Genomic DNA, 26,195 nt, shown 5'->3' with positions numbered 1-26,195 from the left:
GATGACGAACGAATTGGAAATTCGGGCAGCGCTTGAGAAGAAGACGCTCTGGCTTTCATCGTGGATGATCCACAACGCGAACAACATTCGCGCCAAAGGCAGGATCAAGGTGGGTGGCCATCAGGCGTCTTCGGCCTCGATGAATGCGATCCTGAACGCGCTTTATTTTGATGTTCTTCGTCCCGAGGACCGCGTCGCTGTCAAACCGCACGCAAGCCCGGTCTTTCATGCGATTCAGTACCTTCTTGGAAACCAGAGCCTGCAGCAGTTGCAGGATTTCCGCGGCTTTGGAGGGGCACAGCCTTATCCATCTCGCACCAAAGACATGGATGATGTCGATTTCTCGACCGGGTCAGTTGGGATGGGTGTTGCGATGACGGCTTTTGCCAGCCTGAGCCAGGACTACCTGGCCGGTCACGGATGGCTCAACCAGCCCAAAGGCCGAATGATCGCGTTGGTCGGCGATGCTGAACTGGATGAAGGCAATATCTATGAGGCGCTTCTGGAGGGCGCCAAACACGATCTGCGCAACTGTTGGTGGATCATTGACTATAACCGGCAGTCGCTGGATGGCGTCGTCACCGAAGGTTTGAGCGCGCGGTTCAGGGACATATTCGTTGCCTGCGGGTGGGAAGTCATCGAATTGAAATATGGCTCGCTTATGCAGGCCGCCTTCAAGCGACCAGGCGGTGAGTATTTGCGCAATTGGATCGATCGCTGTGAAAATGCTCTTTATTCAGCTTTGACGTTCAAAGGTGGTGCCGCATGGCGGGCACAGTTGGAGCAGGACTTCGCCGGCAACAACGAGGCGTTGGCGCTGGTGGCGGATCATGATGATGACACGCTTGCGCAATTGATGGGCAATTTGGCGGGGCATGATGCTGTGCTGATGTCCGAGACGATGAAGGCCATCGATCACGACCGCCCGGTTTGTTTCATCTGCTACACGGTTAAAGGTCATGGGTTGCCACTGGCGGGCCACAAGGACAATCACGCCGGGATCATGACGACTGCGCAGATTGAAAGTCTGCGTGATGATCTGGGCATAGATGCAGGCAGCGAATGGGATCACTTTGCAGGTATGAGTGTTGACCAAGAGGACGTTCAGTCGTTTCTGAACAATGTCCCTTTTAACGTCAAAGGACGTCGTCGACATGTCGCCAACACGATCAATGTTGATGAGGTGGCTCGGCCAAGGTTCAAGGGCGTTGCTTCCACTCAAGAAGCATTCGGGCAGATATTGTCGGCCATCGCTAGTGAAGCGCCTGCCCTTGCCGAACGGATTGTCACCACTTCACCTGATGTCTCCGTCTCGACCAATCTCGGGCCCTGGATCAACAAGACAGGTTTGTTTTCAAAAGCTGAGCAAAGCGATCTATTTCGCGATCAGGAAATTCCTTCGACGCAGAAGTGGCGCAGACATACGGAAGGGCGGCATGTCGAACTTGGTATCGCTGAAAACAACTTGTTCACGTTTCTGGGCGCACTTGGGCTGTCTCATTCATTGTTTGGCGCGCGGTTGTTTCCAGTCGGAACAGTCTATGATCCGTTTATTTGCCGCGGGCTCGATGCCCTGAACTATGCCTGCTATCAGGATGCGCGTTTCATGTTGGCTGCGACCCCCTCTGGCGTATCGCTTAGCCACGAGGGCGGCGCACACCAATCCATTTCGACTCCTTTGATCGGTATGGCACAGGATGGGCTTGCAACATTCGATCCTGCTTTTGCGGACGAACTGAACGTGATCATGCGTTGGGGGTTCGAATATTTGCAACGGGATGGCGCAGCACCTCAGGCCGAACAAAACTGGCTGCGCGACGAAAAGGGTGGGTCTGTGTATCTGCGCCTATCCACAGTACCGCAAGAACAAATCGGGCGCGAAATGACCGGTGACCTTGTGCAAGACGTGATTGCGGGCGGGTACTGGATGAGACCCCCAACAGCAACAAGTGCGGTCGTGCTGGCCTACACAGGTGTTGTCGCGCCCGAGGCCATTCAGGCAGCGGGACTACTATCTGATGACGTTCGAGACGTTGCCGTATTGGCTGTGACATCCGCAGATCGGTTGAACGCTGGATGGCAGGCTGCCGAGCGCGCCCGACAACGCGGCGATGGCACGGCGCTCTCGCACATCGAGCAACTGTTCGCCAATGTGCCGCGAGACGCTGGGTTGGTCACCGTTGCTGATGGTCATCCGGCAAGCCTCAGCTGGCTTGGCGGGGTGCACGGGCACCGCACCAAATCCCTTGGCGTGGAGCATTTTGGTCAGGCTGCAACAGTGGAAGACACCTATCATCTGCATGGAATTGACGCGAACGCAATTCTGCACGCGGCGCGAGCGTTGTTGCCAGGGCGCGGCGCACGCTACATTACACCTCTTGCGAGATAAAAGATGAGCAAAGACCAACCTTTGCCTCCTGGTACACAAGCCGAACCGGGGATTTGGCTTGAAACCATCAATCACCGCAAATGGTTGATGGATGAGGCCATGCGGCAGCTTGAGTTCTTCAGAGCGAGTTGCCGAAACGGGCCTGGGTACTTCATACTTGGTCATGATGGCAGCCCATTGCCTGGTGAGCTTCAAGAGCTGCACACGACAACGCGTCTGATCCACTCATATGCTTTGGGGCATCTTGTAGGTTTTCAGGGTGCAGAGCGGATCATTGATCATGGCATGGCACATCTCGAAAGCCACCACAGAGATCGGGACTATGGCGGATATCTCTGGGCGCTGGAGGGTGATCAGATCAAGGATGATCGCAAGCTCGCCTACGGACATGTCTTTGTTCTTCTTGCCTCTGCAAGCGCGAAGCTGGCGGGTCACCCGGATGCAGACCGCCTGATGGCGGATGCCCGCGAGGTCTTGGATCAACATTTCTGGGATGAAGACGCGGGATTGTTCTGCGACGAGTGGAATAGGGATTGGACCCCTTTTTCCACATATCGCGGAATGAATGCGAATATGCATGGTGTTGAAGCGATGCTGTCTGCCTATGAGGCGTTCGGAGATGAAATATTCCTCTCCCGCGCCGGTCGCATTCTGGACTTCTTCATCAACAAGATCGCAGCTGGGGAAAACTGGCGGTTGCCTGAGCATTACACGTTTGAATGGCAGATTGATCATGACTATGCGGGTAACCCGATGTTCAGGCCTGCCGGAACGACTCCTGGTCATTCGTTTGAACTCGGCCGGCTTCAGCTTCAGCATTGGGACTTGTCGGGTCGGCCGGAATCCAATGCGCCCGAAACAGCGCGCCGCTTGATTGAACAGGCATTGAATGATGCCTGGTTACCCGGTGGCGGATTGGCCTACACGCTGGACTTTGATGGCCAGGCTGCCAACGGCTCCCGGTTTTGGTGGCCGATCACCGAAGCAATTGGAGCAGTCGCCGCGCTGATTACTCTGGACAAAATGCCGGAAGACGAGATTTGGTACAGGAAGCTCTGGACCTATGCGAGTGATACGTTCGTGGATCATAAGTATGGCGGTTGGTTTCCAGCGGTAGATGAGAATGGGAATGTCGTGACATCCATCTTTGATGGGAAGCCCGACATTTACCACTCATTGCAGGCCTGCTTCTTCCCTCTTTCTGGACGCCTGTCGCGGATGATGCTTCCCTAGCTGACACGCTTACTTGAAAATTGACCACACAAACTCGTTGAATGTCAGGTTCGTCTGCAATTAGATTCTGCAACTGCAGCGAATGGCCGGTCTGGTGAAGCCGCACTGCGGCGCTGACGACGAAGATGGATGTCTCCTTTGGGCCGAATTGAACTACCGAAACACATAGGTTTATTTATCAGCGAGTTCGCTTCTGCATGCGTGCTGCCTGGACGTCAGAAGTTCTCGACCCAAGGCCTTACGGCGATTTCGTTCGACCAAGAGCTACGGTCTTGTTCAATTAGATGACGATAGGTCTTAGCGATGGCTTCCGGTCTGAGCATAGATCCCGGATTGTCCTCTGGTTCCGATCGGCCGGGATTGAGAATGGCGCCATCGATATTGATCCAAGCTACGTGAATGCCTTCAGGATGAAGCTCGCGCGCCATGCTTTCGGCAAGGCCCCGCTGGGCGAACTTACCCATTGCGAACGGTGCAGATTTTGGGAATCCCTTCACTCCAGCCGACGCCCCGGTAAACAATATCGTTCCGCGAACTCCATTAATCAGATCAGCACTCAGCATTCGCCGTGCCGCGTGTTTACCCGCAATGAACGCCCCGATCGCCGTTACATCCACTGCATTGCGCACCTCTTCGACCGACAATTCTGCAATTGGCCCTCTGACACGCGCCGAGGGGTTGTAGATCACAACTCTGGGAGCTAGCGGCAGTTCGTCCAATAGTGCTGCGACAGCGGTTTCGTCCGTGCCATCTAGTTGGGTGACAACGGCACCAATTTCCTCCGCTGCAGAACGGACTTTCTCACCGTTACGCGCAGCGAGAGTTATGTCGTGATCTGTTGATAGCTCGCGGGCAACAGCGGCAGACAGACCACTTCCTGCACCTATGATCACTGCGAGAGGCCTGGTCATCGTAGTTCCTTTCTCAAGCACTTGTGTTGTACCAAGATCAGCATTGATCGTTGGCGCACCAATGAGCAACCGAATTGCTCTATCGAGTACAATTGTCGAGCTTGATAATCACACTATGGCAGTCTTCAACCGCAACGAATGACAGGTATGGCGGGCCGCATTGCTGCGTACAGATGTTGAGATCAACGGCAGTTTCGGGCTGCCTCCGGTGGATGGCGAACGTGATCTCGGTTCGATGCCGCATTGCATCCGAGATCTGTCGGCGAAGGGGCAGCGGCTATGCTGAACAACGTCCGAGGTCCGCAGAGAGATCATAGCAACCGGGGCTGCAACACAGGTTAAGGCCCACTTTCGGCCATAAGTTTCCAGTGACCCGTTTCTTGCGCATTCAAACTACGTTGCTCAACAAGCGCAATTATCGGGTCACTCGATGCGCGCCTCATCCCCTAGCTGACTGGCATGCAAACACAGAAAGGCATGACCATGGAACTTGGAGACAAAACCATCATGGTCACTGGAGCAAGCAGTGGAAGAGGCGCTGCGGCAGCACTTCTGTTTGCCTCTGAAGGAGCAAATGTCGTTTTAGGCGCCCGCCGTGAATCCCAGTTGAACGCAATCGCCGGGCAGATAACACAGAGCAATGGGAGTGCTGTCTGTCTTGCGGGAGACGTGACTGAGGAAACATACTGCAAAGACCTTGTCGAATTGGCTGAGCAACACTTCGGCGGTGTTGGGAAACTTGTCGCGACGGGCATCATTGAATTTGTAGGGCATCTACCGTCGCTCGCGTCAGAGCGAACGCCGGAGATACTGCGGCTCTGCGATCTATGCAACAAGGTCCCCTCAAGCCTATCGGCGTAAAGACGTCAAGATCTTTACTGCCTTCTTTGCCCCACGCTATGCAAAACTCGCCAGAGCTGAGCGATCCCTGCAAACGTGATTCTATTCTCAGAATATCAACGCCCCTGATGCGCTGATCCAATGGAGCACCTCGTCACATCGAGAGCGGTCATCGATCCAATCGGCACGGCTCCATCATCATGAAGAGTCCCAGAAACACAATAATGTGCTATCAACATTACGCGTGACTGAACTGTCCAAAAGACAGATGACTTGTCGGGGGCGTCGTATTGAAGGTTGCTCATTTTCTCGAACAACTTGGAATGTCTCGGTATGCGCGGGCATTCATCGAAAATGCTATCGATTATGAAATGTTGCCCGAACTGAGTGACGCCGACTTAAAAGAGATGGGCGTTCGAGCACTCGGCCACCGAAAAAAGATTCGCCAGGCGGCATCAATTATCGCTGGCGAAGGTAGTGCCACGTCAGGGAGCCAGAGCCGCGCGCAGCGTCGCCAATTGACGCTTATGTTTGCGGACCTCGCTGGCTCGACGCGTTTGTCGGACCAGCTGGACCTTGAATCCTACAACGCGATCATTCGCGCCTACCAAAACAATAGCAAGGAAGTGATCGAGGAACATGATGGCTTTGTCGCCAAATACATCGGCGACGGCGTCCTTGCGTATTTCGGATACCCCAATTCACATGAAGATGACGCGGAGCGCGCCATATGGGCGGGGATTGCGCTTGTCGAACGAATATCAAAGCTAGGCATTGACACCCCAAGCAGTCACCTGAGCGTTCGGGTTGGCATCGAAACCGGGCCAGTCGTAGTTGGCGAAGTAATCGGAGAAGGCAGCTCTCAAGAACATGCGGTGGTCGGAAAGACCCCAAACCTCGCGGCGCGGCTCCAGGAATTGGCTGAACTCAACACTGTCGTTGTGGGTCCGGTCACTCGTCGGCTGTCAGAGTCAGCGGTCAAGTTTCATGCGCTTGGAGAGTATGACCTGAAGGGGTTCGATACTCCTGTTTCGGTGTGGCGAGCAGTGTCTGTGACGTCTTCTGTCGATCTGCTAGACGAGCGTCAAAAAACTGCAAGAACACCGCTCGTTGGCAGGCGCCAGGAACTCGGCTCACTTGCATCGGCTTTCGCAAGAATGCGGTCGGGTGAAACGCCGTTCGTCAACCTGGTTGGAGAGCCGGGCATTGGCAAATCTCGCCTGGTTCGTGAGTTTCTCGAGCAAAATCTGGAAACGGCTACGGTCCTGGTTGGCCATTGTGCGTCTCACGGTGACTCCACCGCATTCTTTCCTTTCATTAACCTTCTTCGGCGATGGTTTGGCGATGCAGATGGTGTGAGCAATCGGGGGGAGGCATGGATGCTTCGTCTGGTAGAAAGTGGCCTCGATGTTACACGCCACGTGCCTTACATTTTAAGGCTTCTTGATATTACCCATCCCACCGCTTCTCAGATTGAGCCTGACCTTGTTGGTCAACGCACACAGGAAGCGTTGGTTCGGTTCATTGTTAATCAAGGTCAATCCAGGTCAACAATTTTGTTCATCAACGATGCGCACTGGATCGACGAGCGTTCCGCTACCCTTCTTGATGTCCTCGCACGCAATGAGCACCGGAGAGGCGTGTTAATACTCGCGACGCTGCGACGGCGCTATATTCCACCTTGGAGCGACGCGCACGGAATTGAAGAGATCACGCTTTCACCTCTGTCAGCATCCGAAAGTCTAAGTCTGTTTCGGAAAAGGATTCCTGACGAGGCCGCCAGAGCAGATTTGACAGATATTGTTGAGCGTGCAGGGGGCAATCCACTGTTCCTGGAAGAATTGGCACGCCACGTCTCGCGATCCTCAGATAATACCGAGAATGAAAGCGGCGCCGCGATACCAGAAACACTGGCTGGATTGTTGATGCAGCGCGTTGATGCGTTGTCACCAAGCGCACGTCGAACCGCCGAAATAGCGTCGGTTGCCGGGCGCAGGTTCGACGCGGCCTTGCTTGGAGAGGGTAGCAAAGCGGACTTGGCCGAACTGGTATCCGGAGCCGTCATTCTTGCTGAACACGGCGGTGCAAGGACGTACCGTTTTCAGCACGCTCTGGTACATGACGTCATTTATGAAAGCCTGCTCGAGTCTGACCTGCGGCATTTGCATGCCGAGGTTGTTGAAAGACTAGAGAAACAACATGCAGGCCACGAAATTGAAATCGCTGAAGATTTTGCCCGTCACCATCATGCGGCAGGCAACCCCCAATCAGCAGCTCGATACGCGCATCTTGCGGGGAATAAGGCGCTTGATCTTTTTGCATTGAGCGACGCCCAGAACTGGTACGGATTGGCATTATCTCTGTTACCCGAAGGCGGTGGCCGCGAAGATGACCTGTTGTTCGCCCGCACGATCGTGAACCAAACACAAGTTCTCTGTTGGAACGGCGATTTCCCAGCAATGGTTGCTCTTGCCCAGGAAAACCTTCCCAGAGTTCGAAGCCTTGGCAAAATAGAAGAGGTATCGCGTTCGCTTACCTGGATTGGTGAGGGCTATATGCATGTTGGCCGGTACGACGATGCGCGTGCGACACTGGTTCAGGCTCTGGAAAGTGGTCGGGCGCTGGAGGACGAGAGTTGCATCGGCTACGCATCGGGCGAACTCATGTGGCTCGATTCCATTGTCGGCGAAGGGTCGGATTTTGACTCCTTGCCGTTACGGGCAACCGAACTTGAGGCGGTTTCCAAGAGCTTGGGCGACCAATATCTCGCAACACTCGCTCTCTATGCCCGGTGGGCCTATGCCGTGCAAATCGGAAAGGTCGGTGATGCGCTTGAGATAGCTCGGCAGATGCGAGTTCTTGGCGATCACAACAATTATCCTCCGGCCGTTTGTTGGGGCGCATGTCTGGAATCTGACGGCCACGCCAAACATGGCAACGCAAGTGAAGCGGAAAGCGCAGCGCGCGCCGGCCGCGATGCAGCAGCTTGCCGTTTTGATCACTTGATGGCGGAGCTTTCGTTCGGCATGGCGTTGGTGGCTTCCGGCCGGACCAACGAAGGGATATTGGTGCTGGAAAAAGCCCCATGGAGAACTGAGAAGATCGGTGCGCTTTACTTTGCCTATGCAGGGGATGTGGCCTATGGCAAGGCGTTGGTCGCCTCTGGTAAGGTGAAAGAGGGTACGAATTGGCTGCGCGACGGGATCACCTGGTTCGAGCAAGTTGGCAACGATCGCGCCGTCGCATTGGCGTCACTTGAACTTGCGCGAATCTTGCTCAAGGACACGAGTGCATCTCGCGCTCGTAGTGGCTTCGGGCAACGTGTTCAAGAATGGCTGTCTGGCGCACAAAACCCCTACGACGAAGCACGCCATTGCCTGGATCGGGTCATATCGGAAAAAAAGAGACTCAACACACTTGGCTATTGTGCGGATGCTTTGGTGCTGCGAGCAAAGCTTGATGATCTCGCTGGAGATTGCTCATCCGCTCGAACCGCGCTTGCTGAGGCCAAGAAAATCTCCTCCGAACTCGGATGGGTTTCGCTTGACCAACTGGTTAATCGTGAAGTCCGCCGTGTAGGGGGCCTGGGGTAGCTAGAATGCGGCCTTCCATTGTTCTGTATCGACAAACCAGCGCTCTTCAACAATCAGGTCGTCTGGTCCGAACTTGAAAAGGACCGCGCATTGCGAGCCGTTAGGCAGCTTGTCTGATTTAAATTCCAGCACATTCACGATCTCGTTGTCCCCCTGGCAATACCTCAAGTCCTTGATCGCAAAACCAGGCGGCAAAGCTTGCCCAATCCCGTCGAGCGCTGACCTGAAAGCAGAACGACCCGTCAGAACATCGTCCTGACCGGGCAACACAAAGATCATGTCTTCCGCATAGAAACCAGCGAGTTTGTCCATTTCACCAGCGGCCAACGCCGTCCACCCGGCTTTCAAGTCTTCTAATTGTTTTTCACTTGCCATCTTAGAACATTCCTTTGGTAATACTTGGCGCGCGCCGCGCAAGAAATACCACAAATCGCCAACTGCACCTAGTAGCAGCAACGAGCCCAATGTTGGCGTTTCGTATATGGACCAAAAAAGGCTTTGTCGCAAACTTTGGTCGGTAGGTTGCACATTCCTGCGGTTTGATCCAACTGGTGTCGGTCTGCTGCAATGCTTGGGAATGTCCGATGATCGACTTCAAAGGTGCGCACTACCCAAGATCTGTGATCCTGTTCGCAGTCTATTTCTACGTTCGCTATGGCGTCTCGTACCGCGACCTCGAAGAGATCATGGCGGAACGTGGTGTGTCGGTTGATCACGCGACGCTGAACCGCTGGGTTGCGAAGTACTCACCCCTGGTCGCTTGCGAAGCACAGAAACGGAAGGCCAACACGGCGGAATCTTGGCGTATGGATGAGACCTATGTGAAGGTCCGCGGTGAATGGGTGTATCTGTATCGTGCGGTAGATCGAGACGGTCAAACCCTTGATTTCATGCTGTCCGAGAAGCGAGACACCAAGGCTGCGAAGAAGTTCTTCGCCAACGCATTGCTCAACAATGGCATCCCGAAACGGATCACCATCGACAAAAGCAGGAGCAACGCGGCCGGTATCAAAGAGGTCAACAAGATCTTCAAGCGATTGCAGATACCGGTTAAGATCGACACGGTCAGATCAAAATACTTAAACAACATCATTGAGCAGGATCACCGGTTAATTAAGCGACTCACGAGGCCGATGCTCGGCTTCAAAAGCTTCGTCTCAGCTGCAGCGACACTTGCAGGGATCGAGACCGCCAACATGATCCGCAAGGGCCAGCTTGGACCTTCGACAAGCGGGTTCTGTCAATTTGCCGAGCTCGCCGGATAACTCCACCCAAACGGAGCGATAGCTCTGATCAACGCCAGATTTTGCGACACAACCGCCGCTCCTCCTCCGTCATATGATCGGGCAAGCCACCCCAGCCAAGGCCGGCGAGGCTCACTTTTTTCTTGGCCATGAGATCCGAGACCGTCCATTTCAGGCCCCCTGGCAGCAGATCACGGCTCTGTTCATGCGCGGTGCCGCTTGTGCCCGCCGTAATCACCTGCACATGGCTTTGCATCTCAGTTGTCGATATTGCGCGGGAACCGGTCGGCAGATTCAGATCGGGGCTGGCCACTGGCCGGATTTTCACCTCCGCGACCGGCACTGCCTCAACGTCGTCCAGAGGTACCCCGTCAAGCGATGCAAGCGCGATATCCGCTTTACCCACCATTAGCCGTGCGATCGGGCCGCCCATCATCTCGACCTTGTTGCACGGATCAGGATTGAGGCGAGATTGCCCCAAACCCCATAACTCTAGAAGACGCGTTGATATTCCGCACGACCGAGAGATGTCATGCGGTTGAGTGCCTTTGATGCAATCTTCGCTTCGGCTATTTGACGGTCGAAGTCACGTGCTTGCAGACGATCACCGATAACTTGTTTCCATCTACCGATTTGGGCTTCAACTTGTGATCGTTGGTTGTATCCCGTCTTCGTTTGCCAGTTCATTCTGCCATTTTGAGCGATGACATCGATATGGTGGTTGCGTTGTGCGTTCTTGCCGCGAACCGCGGTCTTCGGTGGAGGGATAATGATCTCTATCCCAGACCCGAACTTCTCAATCAGGCGGTCTGCCACCCCCTGACCGTCATAGGCGCCATCTGCCAGAAACCGGCCCACATCAGCATCAACACCGGTGAGCAGGTCTGCCAGCGCCGTTTCATCGCCCACATGCTCCGTGGTCACCTTCGAGGCAACGACATCGCCAGTTTCCGGATCGAGCCCGATGTGGAGCTTACGCCACGTTTTGCGGGCTTTTCTGGTGCCGTGTTTTTCTTCATGCCAGCCGTCGCCACCATGCATTTTCAGACGCGTGCTGTCCACGATGAGGGTGATAGACTTGTCTGAAACGCTCCGGTTTGGGGTGATCTTCAACCCCTTACCGCGCCGCGACAAAGTCGAGTAATCCGGCACCACGAGGTCCATGCCCATCAGCCCGGCAATCGACCGCACGAAGCCCTGAGTTTGCCTGAGCGGGAGTCGAAACACGACCCGCAGAGTGAGACAGATCTCAATTGCCAGATCGGAGTAACGCGCCTGATCACCGCGCGTCTTGCGGCGCGGCGAAGCCCACTTCTTCACTACATCATCAGAAACCCAGATCGTCACATCGCCTCGACGCCGCAGACTTTCATTGTATTCCGGGCAGTTCGTGACCCGGTACTTAGCTTTTTCAAACTTATCGCCACGGGCATCACTGAATTTGTGAGGCATCTACCGTCGCTCGCGTCACAAAAAACGCTGGGAATACTTTGAGCGACCGATCCGTGCAACACAGTCGGCCGTTGGATAGGTCGTGGAAAAGGGGCAGGGGCTTGTGCTGCGTCTGCTCCGAGGTCTGCAACGAGCCCTCTTTGCCAGATTTCCGATTCGCGGCGAAAGTCTGGATTGCGACTTCGCGGATGACACTACTGTCGGCTATGCATTACCCTTCGCATACGCGCTAAGGAGTAGTTGCGATGGGCACCTTGGTTGTCACTGAAGCAGAGTTGAGAAATTGTCTACCGATCGACAAAGGGTCGCTCGGCGCAACCGAACAGTCCTTTTCGTGGATTTCGGAAGGGCGTATTTCAATGCCGCCCGTGATGCATATCGACATTGATGAGGATAGCGCTGTCGACACAAAGGGCGCTTTTGTGAATGGCCTTGAGCATCTTGCTGTCAAAATCGCCACCGGCTTCTTTCGGAACCCGCAGATCGGACTGCCCAGTTGCAGTAGTATCATCGCTTTGATGAGCGCAAAGACAGGTGCCTTTGATTGTATATTCCTAGACAACGGATATTTGATGAACCTGCGGACCGGACTTGCCGGTGCGGTGGCTGCAAAGCACCTGGCACCCCAAGAAATCAAAACTGTCGGCGTGGTCGGCACAGGCGTACAGGCCCGATATCAGATTGAAAGCCTCGCCCTTGTGCGTAGGTTCGAACGCCTTCTGGTTTCTGGGCGCAGCGCGGCATCTGTTTCGAGCTACTGTACCGAAATGACAAGTCTGCTTGGAATTCCGGTGGAACCCTGCCAGTCCCTCGCGGAGTTGGTGACGTCTGCGCAAGTTGTCGTCACTACGACCCCTGCGACGGAGCCAATCATTATGGCCGAGTGGCTTCACACTGACTTGCACATCACTGCCATGGGGTCAGATTTACCAGGTAAACAAGAACTACATTCGAACGTACTCGAGCGCGCAAACGTCGTGGTTTGTGATGTGATTGATCAGTGCGTCATCGGCGGCGAGCTTCAGAATTTAGGCGAAGGCAGCAGAAAGGTATTAGAACTCGGTTCAATCATTTCAGGAGCGGACCAATTTTCGCGCCCAACTGGTGCCGTGACGATCTGCGATTTGACGGGAACCGGCGCACAGGACACCGCGATCGCGGTAGAAGCCTTTTACCGTGTGAAGGCTGCTAAATTGGGAACTTCGCTCTGAAAAGAGTTAGAAGCTGATATCCACTTCCACGTACCGGACGGCAGCTTCCGCCGGCATACCAGATGTTACAGATTTCACTGAATGACCGTTCCTGAGCTCCAGGCAGTCGTTCAAATGCTATGTGGCGTGTCTGAAATTCAGGCGGAATCATAATCATCGCAACCAACGACGCAGACTATGCGTGCTGGTTAAACTGCCGTAACTTGACCACATGCCAAAGCCAGAGATCAGAAAACTTGCTGCTATCGTTTCGATCGATGTCGTAGGATACTCGGGCCTTATGCAAAGAGACGAAGCAGGCACTCTGGCGCGGCTCGGCATGTACTTTGACGGCATCGTTTCACGTCTGGTCTCGACTCATAACGGGCGTGTAGTCAAATCGATGGGCGACGGCCTACTGATTGAGTTTCCTACTGCTGTTGATGCGGTCGCTTGCGCGCTGGAAGTCCAGACGGTTATGGCTGAACGTGAAGCCGACAACGCGGATAAGCAAAAAATCACCTTTCGCATTGGCGTTAATCTAGGCGATATTGTTGTCATAGGCGACGATATCTTTGGAGACGGTGTCAATCAGGCGTCCCGACTTCAAGAAATTGCCAAACCGGGTGAGCTGTGCATCTCCGGGAGCGTTTTGGACCAAGTCAAAGATAAGATTGAGCATTCGTTTGTAGATATTGGCCATCGAAAGCTGAAAAACATCATTCAGCCTGTCCGCGCCTATCGTTCGACTTTGACGGCTTCCGGTGAAGAGGCGAAGCCGATTGGGTGGCCTTTCCTCACAGCGGCGAAAAATGAACCAGTCACCGCAGGTGGATGTCTGTGCGGCGCAATTCGGTATCAGGTCTGGTCTCTGCCAGTTGCAGTCGGTTTTTGCCATTGCAGGCATTGCCAACTGGCTCTTGGCTCTCCTCTAAATGCATGGGCGATTTTTGAGAAGCCAAATGTGACTTTCGAGGGTGAGGAACCCGGTTTGTATGCTTCTTCGGCGCTCTCTGAGCGAGCCTTTTGCAAGAATTGCGGGACGAGCATTTATACTGACATTAGCGACATCGGGTATTATTCAATCCGGGTTGGAACACTGGACAACCCAGCCGATTTTCCACCCGAACTACACTATGGGGTGGAAAGTCAAATCCCGTGGGTCGACATACATGACGACTTACCCAGAATTAGAACAGAAGAAGATCCGCGGATGTCCTCTCGTTGGGTTTCTGTAGGCGAACCAAGTTCTGGACCAACACCGTCGTCTTCTGAGACGCGCGTTGCCACCAGTCAAAAAAGAAAGAAGTCCGATCAGACCTGAGACAGTGAGTAACGGCAACTTTGTCCGCGGTCCCGACCTCCAAATTGACTGCGATTTTGCGGTTACAGCAAAAGTCCGGAATGCGGGCTGCGACCGTAGCATTTGATAACCGTACTCAAGGTCGGCTCTGAGCCGTCCTCATCCCCGCGCAGCGCGCCTAGAGATTGGATGCTGTGACTGCTCCGAAGTCGGCGCTGAGCCCAGAACAAACCTTTGTCGGAAGCCTTCAGGATTGTATGATCCCCGAGCAATATCTGGGAGTGAGTTGATGCCAGCGATGATTTCCTTTCGTTCTGTAGTTGACCCATCTGACTGTGATTTTCTCGGTCACATGAACGTGTCCCGTTACTTTGCTGCCTGCTCAGATGGTGTTTTTGCCATCCAATCAGAAATGGGACTAACAGCAAATGATATGCGTGACGGTCGACGACTTTCCTTTGCGGTCGTCAACGCACAAAGCGACTTTCGTGCCGAACTGTCTGCAGGCGATGCGATAAGGTTGGAGACCTCTGTCATCGAGATTGGCTCGAAGTCTATGACATTTAGACATCAGCTTATCAGATCAGAAGGCGAAACCATCGCTTTCGAGACAGTTTTCAAATGCGTTCTATTGAGCCTAGAGACCCGGAAAGCTGCTGAAATTCCAGACGAGGTACGTTTGACAGCGGCACATTGGTTGGAACAAGAGGCATGAACTTCTGAACTATCAGCGTTGCCGAACTTGGCATCCTTTGCTGGACTCGCATGACGTGCGGTAGGGTTTACTCCAAGTTCCGTTTCGAGCCCTAAGCCGACCCATTTGGTCACACATCGAGCCCATTGGCCCTGCCGAAGTCAGTATAGAATGACGTACTGGTCAACTTTGCGACGGTTTCCACCTCAATCGTTTCAGGGTCCCGAGCAACTTTGCTAATACCTGTCCCCTCAACGAGGCGGTTCACCAAGTTGAACACACCACAAACCTGTACCGCATCAAACAACGCACTTTCCGACCATCCGGCTTCATAGACCGCCTGTGCGTCCGACTCGATCATATGGGAAGGCGATAGCGTGAGCTTCTCTACATAAGCAAGGATAGGCTTGAATCGTTGATCGACAGGCGCTGAATGAAGGTCTTCCATCAGCGCTTCAACCAGTTTTGGATCAATGCCATAGGCGCGGGCAAAGACAGTATGCGCATCGTGACAATAGGAGCAGGCATTCAACCCGGAAACGTAGGCAGCGATTAACTCGCGTTCGGAGGCGGAAAGCTCACTCTCTCCTCGCATCACAAGGCTCTCATACTGGCACCAGAGTGAAAGTTTGTCCGGAAACATTTGAAAGACGCTGCCAAGTGTTGCGTCCTCGGGAAGGGATGGAAATAGCCTCTTCATTTGATGACCTCCATAAACAATGGTGTCTAAGCGTTCGTGTCGCCCGGATAGCCGCACGGACATAAGCCTAACAATATTCGCTTGGTCGACAAATGGCTGCTTAGTCCGCAATCTGTGATTTCACCAAAACCATGCTTTTGCGATCGCAGCGAATGGCCGGAAAGCAGGCTGCGACCGCAGCATCCTTCAGACAGGGCCAATGGCAGGAAAGGGCCGACCATTCGTCATGATGTTCAACAGAACTCAGCCCTTCCTTTTCGCCAATTAGACAATGTCCGAAGTCACCGGCTTTCCGATCCCGTCACACAAACCCGCAAACTGGTCTTGATTGGCCAAAACCGCAGGAACCAGAAAGTCGATGTATGCTCGAACTCTGGGAGAGTGTTTTTTGTCCGGATGGTACAGCAGCCATAACCCGAGGTCAGGGCGGGAAACTGTTGACGGATGTATTCGTCGCAAAGTCGGATCGGCATCCGCCCAATAGCAAGGCAATATCGCCATTCCCAGCCCCGAACCAACCAGTGCATTCATCGACAAGAAGCTGTCGGTACGGTGCTTTACTCGGGTGGATTTCAAGTTCGCCGGGATATTTGCGTCAAACCAACGCCCGCCTGGCCATTCGATCCAGCCGAGCGATTCAGTGCTGTCGATATTCGCCGCGCAATAGACACCAAGACCGAAATCGCAGAGACGCCTCCCTGCAAGATTCTCATCAGGCCCTTGGCTGACGCGCAATGCAACGTCAGCCTTACCCCTCATCAGATCAACTGCATCAAGGCCGACCAATATTGAAAATTCAATATTGGGATTATCCGATTGAAAGCAGGCCAGATGAGGGGCCAGGAAGCGGTCGACCATCATATCAACGCAAGCTACAACAATCGGCCCGGACAGCACGTGTTTCGCATCCGATATCTCTTTGAGCGCAAAGTCCAATTCTGCTTCCGTGTTCTCGGCCAGAGCGCACAGGGCCTTCCCGGCTTCCGAGAGAACTGCGCCTTCAGGCTGCCGCTCCAAGAGTTTGACGCTCAGCTGGCGTTCGCAGGCAAGAATTCTGCGTGAAACGGTGGATTGGTTCACCCCGAGCATGCTTGCTGCTCGGGACAGTGATCCCGATCGGTGAACAGCCAGCAGATATCGAAGGTCATCCCACAACATAGCGTTGCAAATTTGAATGGAGCTTATGCAAAGTTCAAGATTTCATATGCCATGAAGCATGGCTTAAGCTGAAACAGCTCTCAAATCAATTGGAGGCCCAAAATGAGTGCCTATGTAATTGCCCAGATTGAGATTCATGACCCGGAGGAATATCAGAGTTACCTGAAGGGCTTCATGCCGATTTTCGAACGGTTCAGCGGGCGGCTATTGGTGTCGTCGGCACAAGAGCCAAAAGTTCTTGAAGGTAAATGGGATTTGCCGAGCGTTGTTGTATTGGAATTTCCTGATACGGATCACGCACAGAACTGGATAAGCGACCCTGAGTACCAAAAGCTCGCACACCACCGGCACCGGTCTGCCCGTACCAACCTAGTACTGGTCGAAGGTTGCACATGAGGTTTCATCGAATTCACGATCGTAAGGAAAATCAATGCTCTTCGAAGCCGCACTGGAGAAGGCCGCGAGGTATGCCGCAGCATGGAGTTCCAATGAACCGGAACAGGTCGCAGGACATTTCGCCCAAAACGGTTCTGCGGTTCTGAATGCCGGCGCGCCGATTCAAGGACGTGCAGATATTGCCGAGAACTACGCGGCGCCGTTTTTTCGGGACTTTCCGAATTCGAACGTATTGGTGCATGACTTCCGCCTTTCCGGAAACCATGGCCTCTTTACGGGTATGTTGGTTGCACCGCCATATCTTGGAATGCCTCCGGTTCGTCTGTTGGGTTGGGAAGAGTGGACGCTAGATGACAATGGTCTCATTCGCGCATCCCTGGTTTGGTTCGACCATGATGAACATGCCAGACAGGTCAGGTGATCTTCCGTTGTTAGGAAAACTGATGCTCCGGATTGGGGATACCAGTTACTCGTGCTGTTGCGAAGTCACTCCCGCTGCCCCAACCATAATTGTTAGATGGCGGCTCTGGATCCATAGGACAATCGCAACCTAATTTTTTGAAAAGTTGCGCCAACCTTTCCAAACTTGTTGAATGCCCGGCAAATAGCAACGTGGGGTTTGTTCAGGTGCCAATGACATTTTGCAGCGAATTTGCAGTAAAAAAGCCAATTGTCCTAGCTCCGATGGCGGGTGTCGTCACACCCGAGCTGGTCGCCGCCGTAAGCAATGCGGGTGGGCTGGGGCTCGCACCACTTTGGCAGGTTGATGTTGATGAGTTGCGGTTGTCGATAAAAACAATCTCACGGCTGACGCCAAACCCATTCGGAGTGAACCTGAATATGGATTTCCCAAGCATGGAGCACTTGGATGCTTGTTTGGAAAGTGGTGTTTCTATCATATCGCTCTTTTGGCACATGAACGAGGAATACGTTCGGAAAGCTAAATCGGCCGGTGCAAAGGTCATCTTCACAGCTGGAAGCGCAAAGGACGCTGAGTACGCCGTCCAGGTCGGTGTTGACGCCATCTGCGCGCAGGGCTGGGAAGCGGGTGGTCACGTTCGCGGAACGGTCGGAACGATGGCACTGGTCCCAGCAGTTAAAGATGCGGTGGGGGATGTGCCAGTCATCGCTGCGGGTGGAATTGCTGATGGTAGAGGCATCGCCGCGGCTTTTGCTCTTGGCGCCTCAGCAGTTTGGGTCGGAACACGTTTCCTTTCGGCATTTGAAGCTCAGGCACACCCTGAATACCTAAAGCGGCTTTTTTGCAGCATCCGAAAACGACACGGCCTATTTCAAAGATTTGTTCAATCTGGAGTGGGAGAACGCAGCTCATCGTGTGTTGAGAAACAGTACCGTCGATGCATGGGTAGCGGCGGGAATGCCACCCCATGGTGAACGACCAGGAGAAGGTGATGTTCTCTGTCAGTCAGAACGCGGTGGAGATGTACTGCGATACCAATCCAAAACACCAGATGCCAGCTTGAAAGGAAATATTGAAGCAATCTCGATGTGGGCCGGGCAGAGTGTATTTAAAGTTCAGAAACAACAAGCCGCAGCCGAAATTATCGACGAGATGCTAACCGAAGCTGACGCAGTGTCTAATCTTTCTAATAAATCTCCAACTTGATGGTTTTCCTAGTCCGCTTTGCCCGCGATCTGGGAGTTGGGGATGCGCCAGATTTCGCAGCCGCGGCGAATGTCCGGTAAGCGGGCTGCGACCGGCGTTGTTGCAAAACTCTCTCTTTGAAGGATTCACAACGAGAATCCATATGGTTAAACGGGGCGAATGAGTAAACCATCAACTGCCCGCTACCGTGTCGCGAACTGGTCTGACTACAATGCTGCGCTCAAGAAGCGTGGGTCCCTTCTAGTCTGGCTGGACAAAGACATGACCTGGCTTGCGGCGCATGAGGGTCGGCCCGGGCGCCCGCCAGTCTTTTCGAATGCGGCGATCCAATTCTGCCTGTCGATCAAGGTGCTGTTCAAACTTCCATTGAGACAGACGGCGGGGATGGTCGCCAGCCTCTTGCGTATAGCCGGGCTGGACTGGCCTGTGCCTGACTTTTCCACCCTGTGCCGTCGACAGAAAACCTTGGCCGTTCAGATCCCGTATCGCCGTGCCAACGGCCCGCTCAACCTTCTTGTCGACAGCACTGGTATCAAGTTTCTCGGCGATGGCGAGTGGCAAGCCCGCAAGCATGGCGTTCGGGGCTGTCGCCAGTGGCGCAAGGTCCATCTGGCCATGGATACGGCTACCTCCGACATCCGCGCCGTCGAATTCACCCCAAGCCGAGATGGTGACAGTCCGATCCTGCCAGAGCTGCTCGACCAGATCCCCGAGAAGGAACAGATCGGGACCGTCACCGCAGACGGAGCCTATGACACGCGCCGCTGTTACAGCGCCATTATCGATCGAAACGCCGCCCCAATTATTCCAATCCGCAAGAACGGTCGACCGTGGACGGAAGACTGCTCGGCCGCTCGGGTCAGGAATGAAACACTGCGCGCTAACCGGCACTACGGTCGGGCGTTCTGGAAGCGCTGGACAGGATATCACGCTCAGAGCCGGATCGAGGCGAAGATGCGCTGCCTCAAGGCATTCGGCGAGCGCATCGCAGCAAGAGAACCCGACCGACAAACTGCCGAAATCCACATCCGCGTCGCACTCATGAACCGCTTCAATGCTCTCGGCACCGCCGAAATCACTCGTGTGGAATGACATCAGCGGGGAAAGGGGCAGTCACGCCTCAAGCGTGAGTTGCGCAACAACGCCGGGTTCAGGGCTGGCCCAGCTCTCAGACAAGTGAACTTTCGGTGACTATTAGCAATCAAATACTCTTTGCGTGAAACCGAATTGATGAAAGAATGCCACGGTCGAAATGGTTTTCACAATCTCGCGACAAAGCCGATGTCTTGAACGCGAATCTGGAGCCGCTCAATACTGTGCGCAGTCAAAACGCGCTTAGGCGCAAGGGGGGGATTTTGACAAAAGTTCTGTTGGTAGAAGACAATGAAATGAACAGCGATATGTTGTCGCGACGCTTGGAGCGTAAAGGGTTTCAAGTTGTCGTGGCGAAGGACGGGTTGGAAGGCTTATCCATGGCTGGTGAAGTAAGTCCCGACATCATTCTGATGGATATGAGCCTGCCCGGGATAGATGGGTGGGAGGCAACGCGACGCATAAAAGCAGCGCCAGAGACAACCTCAATCCCGGTGGTTGCATTGACGGCACACGCAATGGCCAGCGACCGAGAAAAGGCGCTGGACGCAGGTTGCGATGATTTTGATACCAAACCAGTCGAATTTGGTCGTTTGCTGGAAATAATGGAAAAGCTTCTATCGGCATCATGACGTAGATCGTTTACTCAAGATCAGATTTCCGCCTCATGACATAAAAGGTTCTCACTTGACCTTTGCCCTTAATCCTAACGTCCATGGGATCCGATAGGTCAAAGCGATGCGTGACCCGCTTCGCGGTCTCCTCTGAGATCTGTACACGGCCCGGTTTGCCAGTTGTTTCAAGACGATTGGCGAAATTTACTGTGTCCCCCCAAACATCGTAGAGAAACCGATGCGAGCCGATTATTCCGGCGACCGCGGGCCCGCTGTGGACGCCAATTCGGATGTGCAACGGATATTCCAGCTCACGGGTCAGCGCTTCGACCTGAGATAACATCCGGCGCGCCATTTCAACGATCACCTCAGCATGGTCTTCCCGGGGATCTGGCACGCCAGCGGCAACCATATACGCGTCTCCGATTGTTTTGATCTTTTCCACACCAAGGTCTGACGCAATCGCGTCGAAGCCGGAAAAGATCTGGTTCAGGTAGTGAACGACGTGCGCGGGTGGCAAATTCGCTGACATCTCGGTAAAACCAACGATGTCCGAGAACAGGACAGTGACGTCGTCGTGGCGATCAGCAATAGTCGTCTCTCCATTATTCAACCGCGTCACGATCTTTTGTGGCAGAATGCTGTGCAACAAGTCTTTGGTCCTCTGCTTCTCTGCTTCCATCTGCGAAAGGTAGTGACGTTCTCGCTCGCGCCACTGACTTTTCTCAAGCGCGGCACGGATCCGGGCTTTCAACAAGATTGGATTGAACGGTTTCGGAAGATAATCCTCTGCTCCAACCTCAATGCAGCGCGCAACGCTTTCGATCTCATCGAGCGCGGAAATCATGATGACCGGGATGTCGCGTAAGTCTTCGCTTTCTTTCAACCGCTTCAGAACTTCGTAACCATTGATGTCCGGCATCATGAGATCTAGCAGAACCAAATCGAAGGCATGTTGAGGCATCATTTCCAGAGCCGAATGTCCCCCATCTGCGATCCTGACCACGTGCCCGTCACGTTCGAGCCGACGGGCCAGCAACGCTCGGTTTGCTTCGACATCATCGACGACCAGGATGGTTCCGGTCAGCGCATCGGTTTTCGCAATCGGGTCAATCGACCGCATACTTTGAGCAACGTTTGCGAACATCGCGGCGCCCTGTGACGCCTCGGGAATTTTGAAGCCATTGGCGGTCGGATTGTCCGGCAAAGACGCCAGCATATCGATCTGCATCAGTAGAGCATTCGTATGCTCCAACAGACCCAGCAGATCTGGCTCCAGGTGTAGTGCATTCAGATCATCCAGATCTTCCAGCAGCATCTCGCCGTAGCCCCTTATTGCATTCATCGGCGTTCGCAGGTCATGGCGAAGCCGTTTCGCACCTTCGTCGCCGTCAACGGTCAGTTTCATCGCCATATCGGGATGCAAAAGCTGATCTACAAACACGCTCAATTCGGTCGCTGCCTGCGAAATCCGTTTCAGGTCAGTCGCTACTTCGTTCAGGCCTGAACGCCCGGCCTCATGTTCAAGCAACTCGCAAAGCCCTACTATGGCGCTGACCGGAGAGATCAGGTTCTGGCGCAAATTTGCCAACCACATTGCCTGAGCCTGCCGGGCTTCGGAATCAGATAAGTCGCTCACAACCTACATATCCCCGGATCGCGAGGTTGGCAGGATTTCATTCAACTGGCTCAGAATGGTTTCAATTTCATCTCCATCCTTGCGGATCAATGTTTGGACCGAGCCATTCAGAAGCGCGCGGTCCTCGTTAGAAAGAGTTTTGGCGGTCACGATGATAACAGGTATGTCTTTCCACTCCGGGTTTTTCCTCATCCCCGCCAGAAACTCAAAACCGTCCATCTCGGGCATCATGAGATCCAGCAAAATCACGTCCGGCACAGTTTCAGCAAGGCGTTGAAGCGCGTCCAGCCCGTTGTTCGCTTCGTCAATCTGCCAGCCTTCCTTGCCAAGAACGCGGCAAATCAATTCACGCGTTGCGGCTTCGTCCTCGACCACCAGTACGCGTGGGGTCGGTATGGTGGGGCAATGCTCTTTGAGGGCATTCAGCAGCTCGGCAGTGTCGATTGGCTTGTCCAGATATTCACTGGCCCCCAGCGACAAACCCCTTTTGCGATCCTCTGCGAACGTCAGCATGATAACCGGAATGTCCGCCAGTTCGGGATCATCTTTGAGCTTGGACAAAACCGCCCAGCCGTCGATTTCAGGCATGAATACATCCAGCGTGATAGCATCAGGTCGGGTTGTTCGGGCTAATTCCAAAGCTTCCTCGCCGTTGGTCGTAGCGAGGACCCGAAATCCCTCGCGAAGCAGTCGTCGGCTTAGAAGATCATGCACGGTCGGATCGTCATCCACCAACAGAACCAGTGGCACATTTGGATCGCTTTTCAGATCATTCTCGGATTGGTCTGCATACCGCATCAGATCCGTTGACGGATCGCGGCAGATGCGTGGCAAACGAATTGTGAAGGTCGAGCCTTCGCCAAGCGCGCTTTCGCAATGAATGTCGCCGCCTAGCTGTTCGCAGAAGGCCTTCGTGATAGAAAGTCCCAATCCGGTACCTCCATAATTTCGAGTGGTTGAAGAATCCGCCTGTGTGAATGCGTCGAATATCCTTTCGACTTGTTTCGGCGACATGCCGATGCCGTGATCGGTGACTGCAAATTCCAGCTGATTTGCGTCGTTCGATTTTACCACTGATAGCGTGATCATTTCTTTTTCAGTGAATTTGCAGGCATTGGACAAAAGATTCAGCAGGGTCTGCCGAACTTTGGTCAAGTCACAGACCATTTCGCCGAGATCTTCCGGGCACACGATTTCCAGCGTATTGTGGTTTTTCTCGGCCAATGGCTGCACTGTCGCGCTGACATCCTTGATCATCTGGAAAATGTCGAAAGTTTCCAGATCGAACTCCATCTTGCCGGCTTCGATTTTGGAGAGGTCCAAAACGTCATTGATCAGCGCAAGCAAGTGCTTTCCGGCAGATTGAATCTTCTTCAAGTCGCTCAGGTTTGCGTCATCCTTCTGGTCGATGGCTTCTTCCAGCATCAGTTCGCTATATCCAATAATTGCATTCAGCGGCGTACGTAGTTCATGGCTCATATTGGCAAGGAAAGTGCTCTTGGTTTTGTTGGCCGTTTCGGCAAGATCGCGGGCTACGCGCAACTCGCTCTCGACGCGCTTTTGCCTGGTAATATCCCGGCCATAGATATTCGCATAACCGCCTTCTGGAACCGGCCACAGCAAAAGAGAATAGATCTGACCACCAGCCTTATACTTGAAATCTGCCCGTTGATCCTCGTGCAAACCCTTGGCAACACGCTTGCGCCAACCCGTTCCCACTCGGTCACCCACTTTTAGCTGCAGCGCTTCGATTAATGGAACGCTTGCTTTATTGGCGTAAATCAGTTCGCCCTGATCGGTGATACGCAACACTGGGTTCGGGTTCTCTTCCGGAATACGCGCCAGTTCACGCATCTGGTTTTCGGCCTTAAGTTGTTCGTTCAGCGCCTTTGTGTTCGCGAGCGTCAACTTGATGCCGTTGATCGCACTCCTTCTGGTTAAGAACGTCAGCTGAGTAATGACCAGAACCGTGCCCAGTATAGTAAGCGTGTTAAAATACCACTCCAGCGGCCCCCATAGAAGCATGGACAGCCAAGTTAGAAAAAGAACGGGGCTGGAGAAGCCCCAAGACACCCTAAGCGAAAATGTTGTAGAGCCGCCAAATGCTCCGATAAATGCGAACAGATACAGAACCATCTGCTCATGCGGTGCCAAAACCGGCATCATGAAAAAATTGAAGCTACCCCAACCTGTTCCAAGGATCAGTGAGGTGATGAGGATAACCTTCAATCGCCGCTTCGAGATCGATTTGGGTCTTGGCTTGTTACGCAAGGCGTAATAGCTTTTCATCCCCATCACATTCATGATCAGCAACATGACTAAAGATGCGAGCGCGGCCAGCGTCAGATTCGAGGGACCGATCTGCAATATCATCACGGCAAAGGCCATCAAAAAAGACAGTGCAAATACAGGCGTGGTCGATGCAACGTCCAGTGCTTCGTGAATACGTAATTCGGCTTCGTAGTCTTGCTCTTGTACGTCCTGCACGCGCTTCTCCCCGAAAGCCGTTCAATTTCAGGTCACAAAATCAGGTGCGGCCTAAATCTTGCAAGGATTATCTACGATGCACGGTTGATTGTGTTCATCGCGCATGACCACGTTCAAAGGCTTCGGGTACCAATTGAGCAAATCCGGCATTGTAACGAATGGCAGCTTTGCGGGCTGCGGACGCAGCAATTTAGCACGTCGCCGAATGACCTGTGTGGGTGGCGCCTGCATTGCAAGTGTTTTCTGCGTTGATGGCGGCGGTCCGTCAGTACCGTCGTGTGTTCGGCCTGTTGACGCAGCCAGTGTTGTCGACTGCTGGCCTCCCTTTCGGGACATTGCTACGCAATGCCCTGCCGGGCAGTGGATGAGTTCCGCAAGCGAGGTTCCTATCGGGAATACGACCTCTGAGGGCCGCGACTTTCGTCGGAGTGTCCTGGCTTTTGGTTGACTTACAGCCGCATCATCACATCAAACGTCTTGCATTTCTGGCAGGTCGATCCGATCAGGCGGCCGGCTGCCGATATTCCTGTTGTTTCGTCAGTATCGCCCAGATGATCCGGGCGCTCTTGTTGGCCATCGCGACCGTCGCCAACCGAAACGGTTTCTCGGCGAGGATTTTGGCGCTCCAGATATCTATGCGCTCCGGATGCTTCCTGCCCATCAGCGCACGGGATGTCATGCCGGTGATCAGGAGCTTTCGGATGTAACGGTCGCCCTTCTTGGTGATCTTGCCGAGCTTTTCCTTTCCACCACTGGAGTTGTTAAGTGGCGTCAGGCCTAGCCACGCCGCAAGATCGCGACCAGTCCGAAATTGCTTAGCATCTCCGATGGTCGCCACGATGGCGGAGGCGGTAATCGGGCCGACGCCAGGCATGCGCTTCAAGCGCCGGGCACCGGCATCCAGCAGCGCATGCCTCTCTATCATCTTTGAATAGCCTTCAACGCGCTCGTGAACGCCAAGAAACTGGTAGCAGACCGTACCGAGAATGCCGCTTGCCAGATCCGGCATATCAGGCCGTTCCCCTTCAAGGTGGCGTTTGGCGAAGGCGATCACAGCCTCGATCCCGCTCCGCAACACATGGCCGAATTCGCGCAAAAGGCTTCGGATCATATTCGCCAGCTGCGTGCGCTGCCGGACCGCGAGATCCCGGGTGCGGTGCAGCGCCAGGATCGCCTGCTGGTCTTCGGATTTCACTTCGACGAACCGCATTGTTGGCCGACGGACGGCCTCGCAGATCGCCTCGGCATCTGCGGCGTCGGTCTTGCCGCGCTTTACATAGGGTTTGACATAGGCGGCTGGCATCAAGCGGACGTCATGACCCAGCCTGCTGAGTTCACGGCCCCAATAGTGGGCGGAGCCGCAGGCTTCCATGCCGACAACACAGCGCGGAAGGGTCTCGAAAAACGCAAGCAGCTTCGGGCGCTTGATCTTCTTGTTGAATATCTTTCGGCCAGCCGCTGAAATCCCATGATCCTGGAACACGTCCTTGGGTTGTGTCGCAAAATCTGGCGTTGATCAGAGCTATCGCTCCGTTTGGGTGGAGTTATCCGGCGAGCTCGGCAAATTGACAGAACCCGCTTGTCGAAGGTCCAAGCTGGCCCTTGCGGATCATGTTGGCGGTCTCGATCCCTG

General features: G+C 54.0%; 23 protein-coding genes. 14 read left to right on the top strand and 9 right to left on the bottom strand.

Annotation, left to right across the window (positions count from 1 at the left end; all coding sequences use genetic code 11):
- The first annotated feature begins 1 nt into the window (after nt 1).
- Together AB1E33_RS28765 and AB1E33_RS28760 are read left to right on the top strand one after the other, a co-directional pair.
- Nucleotides 2-2,389 (top strand): thiamine pyrophosphate-binding protein, encoded by a 2,388-nt coding sequence (locus AB1E33_RS28765; protein WP_372580657.1) that lies wholly within the window; start codon nt 2-4, stop codon nt 2,387-2,389.
- Between the two features lie 3 nt (nt 2,390-2,392).
- Nucleotides 2,393-3,622 carry an AGE family epimerase/isomerase gene (locus AB1E33_RS28760; RefSeq protein ID WP_372580656.1) on the top strand — a complete coding sequence of 410 codons (1,230 nt, stop codon included), beginning with the start codon at nt 2,393-2,395 and terminating at the stop codon, nt 3,620-3,622.
- A 215-nt stretch (nt 3,623-3,837) separates the two neighbouring features.
- Here the strand turns inward: AB1E33_RS28760 and AB1E33_RS28755 are convergent, their stop codons facing one another.
- Nucleotides 3,838-4,533, bottom strand: a complete 696-nt coding sequence (locus tag AB1E33_RS28755; protein ID WP_372580655.1) for an SDR family NAD(P)-dependent oxidoreductase — start codon at nt 4,531-4,533, stop codon at nt 3,838-3,840.
- A gap of 459 nt (nt 4,534-4,992) precedes the next feature.
- Here AB1E33_RS28755 and AB1E33_RS28750 point away from each other — a divergent pair, with 459 nt between their 5' ends.
- Nucleotides 4,993-5,394: an SDR family NAD(P)-dependent oxidoreductase gene (locus AB1E33_RS28750; RefSeq protein ID WP_372580654.1), complete on the top strand. Its 402-nt coding sequence runs from the start codon at nt 4,993-4,995 to the stop codon at nt 5,392-5,394.
- 269 nt (nt 5,395-5,663) lie between these two features.
- Nucleotides 5,664-8,966 carry an ATP-binding protein gene (locus AB1E33_RS28745; protein WP_372580653.1) on the top strand — a complete coding sequence of 1,101 codons (3,303 nt, stop codon included), beginning with the start codon at nt 5,664-5,666 and terminating at the stop codon, nt 8,964-8,966.
- Here AB1E33_RS28745 and AB1E33_RS28740 read toward each other — a convergent pair whose 3' ends face one another.
- The gene (locus tag AB1E33_RS28740; RefSeq protein WP_372580652.1) at nt 8,967-9,341 is read right to left on the bottom strand and encodes a nuclear transport factor 2 family protein; all 375 of its coding nucleotides are present in this window, start codon (nt 9,339-9,341) and stop codon (nt 8,967-8,969) included. It abuts the gene before it with no gap.
- A gap of 209 nt (nt 9,342-9,550) precedes the next feature.
- Between AB1E33_RS28740 and AB1E33_RS28735 the strand changes: the two genes are divergently transcribed.
- Nucleotides 9,551-10,231 carry an IS6 family transposase gene (locus AB1E33_RS28735; protein WP_372580651.1) on the top strand — a complete coding sequence of 227 codons (681 nt, stop codon included), beginning with the start codon at nt 9,551-9,553 and terminating at the stop codon, nt 10,229-10,231.
- 28 nt (nt 10,232-10,259) lie between these two features.
- On the opposite strand, the gene AB1E33_RS28730 is transcribed toward AB1E33_RS28735, so the two are convergent.
- Nucleotides 10,260-10,646, bottom strand: a complete 387-nt coding sequence (locus tag AB1E33_RS28730; protein WP_372580650.1) for a LysR substrate-binding domain-containing protein — start codon at nt 10,644-10,646, stop codon at nt 10,260-10,262.
- Between the two features lie 56 nt (nt 10,647-10,702).
- Nucleotides 10,703-11,662 (bottom strand): IS5 family transposase, encoded by a 960-nt coding sequence (locus AB1E33_RS28725; RefSeq protein ID WP_372580649.1) that lies wholly within the window; start codon nt 11,660-11,662, stop codon nt 10,703-10,705.
- A gap of 245 nt (nt 11,663-11,907) precedes the next feature.
- On the opposite strand from AB1E33_RS28725, the gene AB1E33_RS28720 reads away from it, so the two are divergent.
- The 3 genes from AB1E33_RS28720 to AB1E33_RS28710 all read left to right on the top strand — a co-directional run bounded on the left by AB1E33_RS28720 (nt 11,908) and on the right by AB1E33_RS28710 (nt 14,870).
- On the top strand, nt 11,908-12,873 hold the full coding sequence (locus AB1E33_RS28720) for an ornithine cyclodeaminase family protein (RefSeq protein ID WP_372580648.1): 966 nt from the start codon (nt 11,908-11,910) through the stop codon (nt 12,871-12,873).
- A 211-nt stretch (nt 12,874-13,084) separates the two neighbouring features.
- Nucleotides 13,085-14,176 carry a GFA family protein gene (locus tag AB1E33_RS28715; protein WP_372580647.1) on the top strand — a complete coding sequence of 364 codons (1,092 nt, stop codon included), beginning with the start codon at nt 13,085-13,087 and terminating at the stop codon, nt 14,174-14,176.
- Nucleotides 14,177-14,444: 268 nt separating this feature from the next.
- Nucleotides 14,445-14,870 (top strand): acyl-CoA thioesterase, encoded by a 426-nt coding sequence (locus AB1E33_RS28710; protein ID WP_372580646.1) that lies wholly within the window; start codon nt 14,445-14,447, stop codon nt 14,868-14,870.
- 109 nt (nt 14,871-14,979) lie between these two features.
- Here the strand turns inward: AB1E33_RS28710 and AB1E33_RS28705 are convergent, their stop codons facing one another.
- Nucleotides 14,980-15,549, bottom strand: a complete 570-nt coding sequence (locus tag AB1E33_RS28705; protein WP_372580645.1) for a carboxymuconolactone decarboxylase family protein — start codon at nt 15,547-15,549, stop codon at nt 14,980-14,982.
- Between the two features lie 264 nt (nt 15,550-15,813).
- Complete coding sequence (locus AB1E33_RS28700; RefSeq protein ID WP_372580644.1) at nt 15,814-16,707, bottom strand: LysR family transcriptional regulator; 894 nt, start codon at nt 16,705-16,707, stop codon at nt 15,814-15,816.
- A gap of 102 nt (nt 16,708-16,809) precedes the next feature.
- Here AB1E33_RS28700 and AB1E33_RS28695 point away from each other — a divergent pair, with 102 nt between their 5' ends.
- The 6 genes from AB1E33_RS28695 (at nt 16,810) to AB1E33_RS28670 (ending at nt 20,454) form a co-directional block, all read left to right on the top strand.
- On the top strand, nt 16,810-17,103 hold the full coding sequence (locus AB1E33_RS28695; RefSeq protein ID WP_372580643.1) for a DUF1330 domain-containing protein: 294 nt from the start codon (nt 16,810-16,812) through the stop codon (nt 17,101-17,103).
- Nucleotides 17,104-17,137: 34 nt separating this feature from the next.
- A complete protein-coding gene (locus AB1E33_RS28690; RefSeq protein WP_372580642.1) occupies nt 17,138-17,524 on the top strand; it encodes a nuclear transport factor 2 family protein in 387 nt (128 codons plus the stop codon).
- Nucleotides 17,525-17,736: 212 nt separating this feature from the next.
- Nucleotides 17,737-18,498, top strand: coding sequence for a nitronate monooxygenase (locus AB1E33_RS28685; RefSeq protein ID WP_372580641.1), 762 nt, complete (start codon nt 17,737-17,739; stop codon nt 18,496-18,498).
- Nucleotides 18,482-18,730, top strand: coding sequence for a hypothetical protein (locus AB1E33_RS28680; protein WP_372580640.1), 249 nt, complete (start codon nt 18,482-18,484; stop codon nt 18,728-18,730). The genes AB1E33_RS28685 and AB1E33_RS28680 overlap by 17 nt, the downstream gene beginning before the upstream one ends.
- Nucleotides 18,731-18,889: 159 nt before the next feature.
- Nucleotides 18,890-19,822: an IS5 family transposase gene (locus AB1E33_RS28675; RefSeq protein ID WP_372580639.1), complete on the top strand. Its 933-nt coding sequence runs from the start codon at nt 18,890-18,892 to the stop codon at nt 19,820-19,822.
- A 146-nt stretch (nt 19,823-19,968) separates the two neighbouring features.
- Nucleotides 19,969-20,454, top strand: coding sequence for a response regulator (locus AB1E33_RS28670; protein ID WP_372580638.1), 486 nt, complete (start codon nt 19,969-19,971; stop codon nt 20,452-20,454).
- A gap of 10 nt (nt 20,455-20,464) precedes the next feature.
- Here AB1E33_RS28670 and AB1E33_RS28665 read toward each other — a convergent pair whose 3' ends face one another.
- From AB1E33_RS28665 to AB1E33_RS28655, 3 genes are all read right to left on the bottom strand, one after another.
- Nucleotides 20,465-22,027, bottom strand: coding sequence for an adenylate/guanylate cyclase domain-containing protein (locus tag AB1E33_RS28665; protein WP_372580637.1), 1,563 nt, complete (start codon nt 22,025-22,027; stop codon nt 20,465-20,467).
- A 51-nt stretch (nt 22,028-22,078) separates the two neighbouring features.
- On the bottom strand, nt 22,079-24,562 hold the full coding sequence (locus tag AB1E33_RS28660) for a response regulator (protein ID WP_372580636.1): 2,484 nt from the start codon (nt 24,560-24,562) through the stop codon (nt 22,079-22,081).
- A gap of 502 nt (nt 24,563-25,064) precedes the next feature.
- A complete protein-coding gene (locus tag AB1E33_RS28655) occupies nt 25,065-26,045 on the bottom strand; it encodes an IS110 family RNA-guided transposase (protein ID WP_372580635.1) in 981 nt (326 codons plus the stop codon).
- Nucleotides 26,046-26,195: the final 150 nt, after the last annotated feature.

Origin of the sequence: Ruegeria hyattellae, assembly GCF_041537925.1 — a bacterium.
Taxonomy (GTDB): domain Bacteria; phylum Pseudomonadota; class Alphaproteobacteria; order Rhodobacterales; family Rhodobacteraceae; genus Ruegeria_C.
Note: the sequence above shows the minus strand (reverse complement) of the source record. Positions and strands in the feature narration are given on the sequence as shown.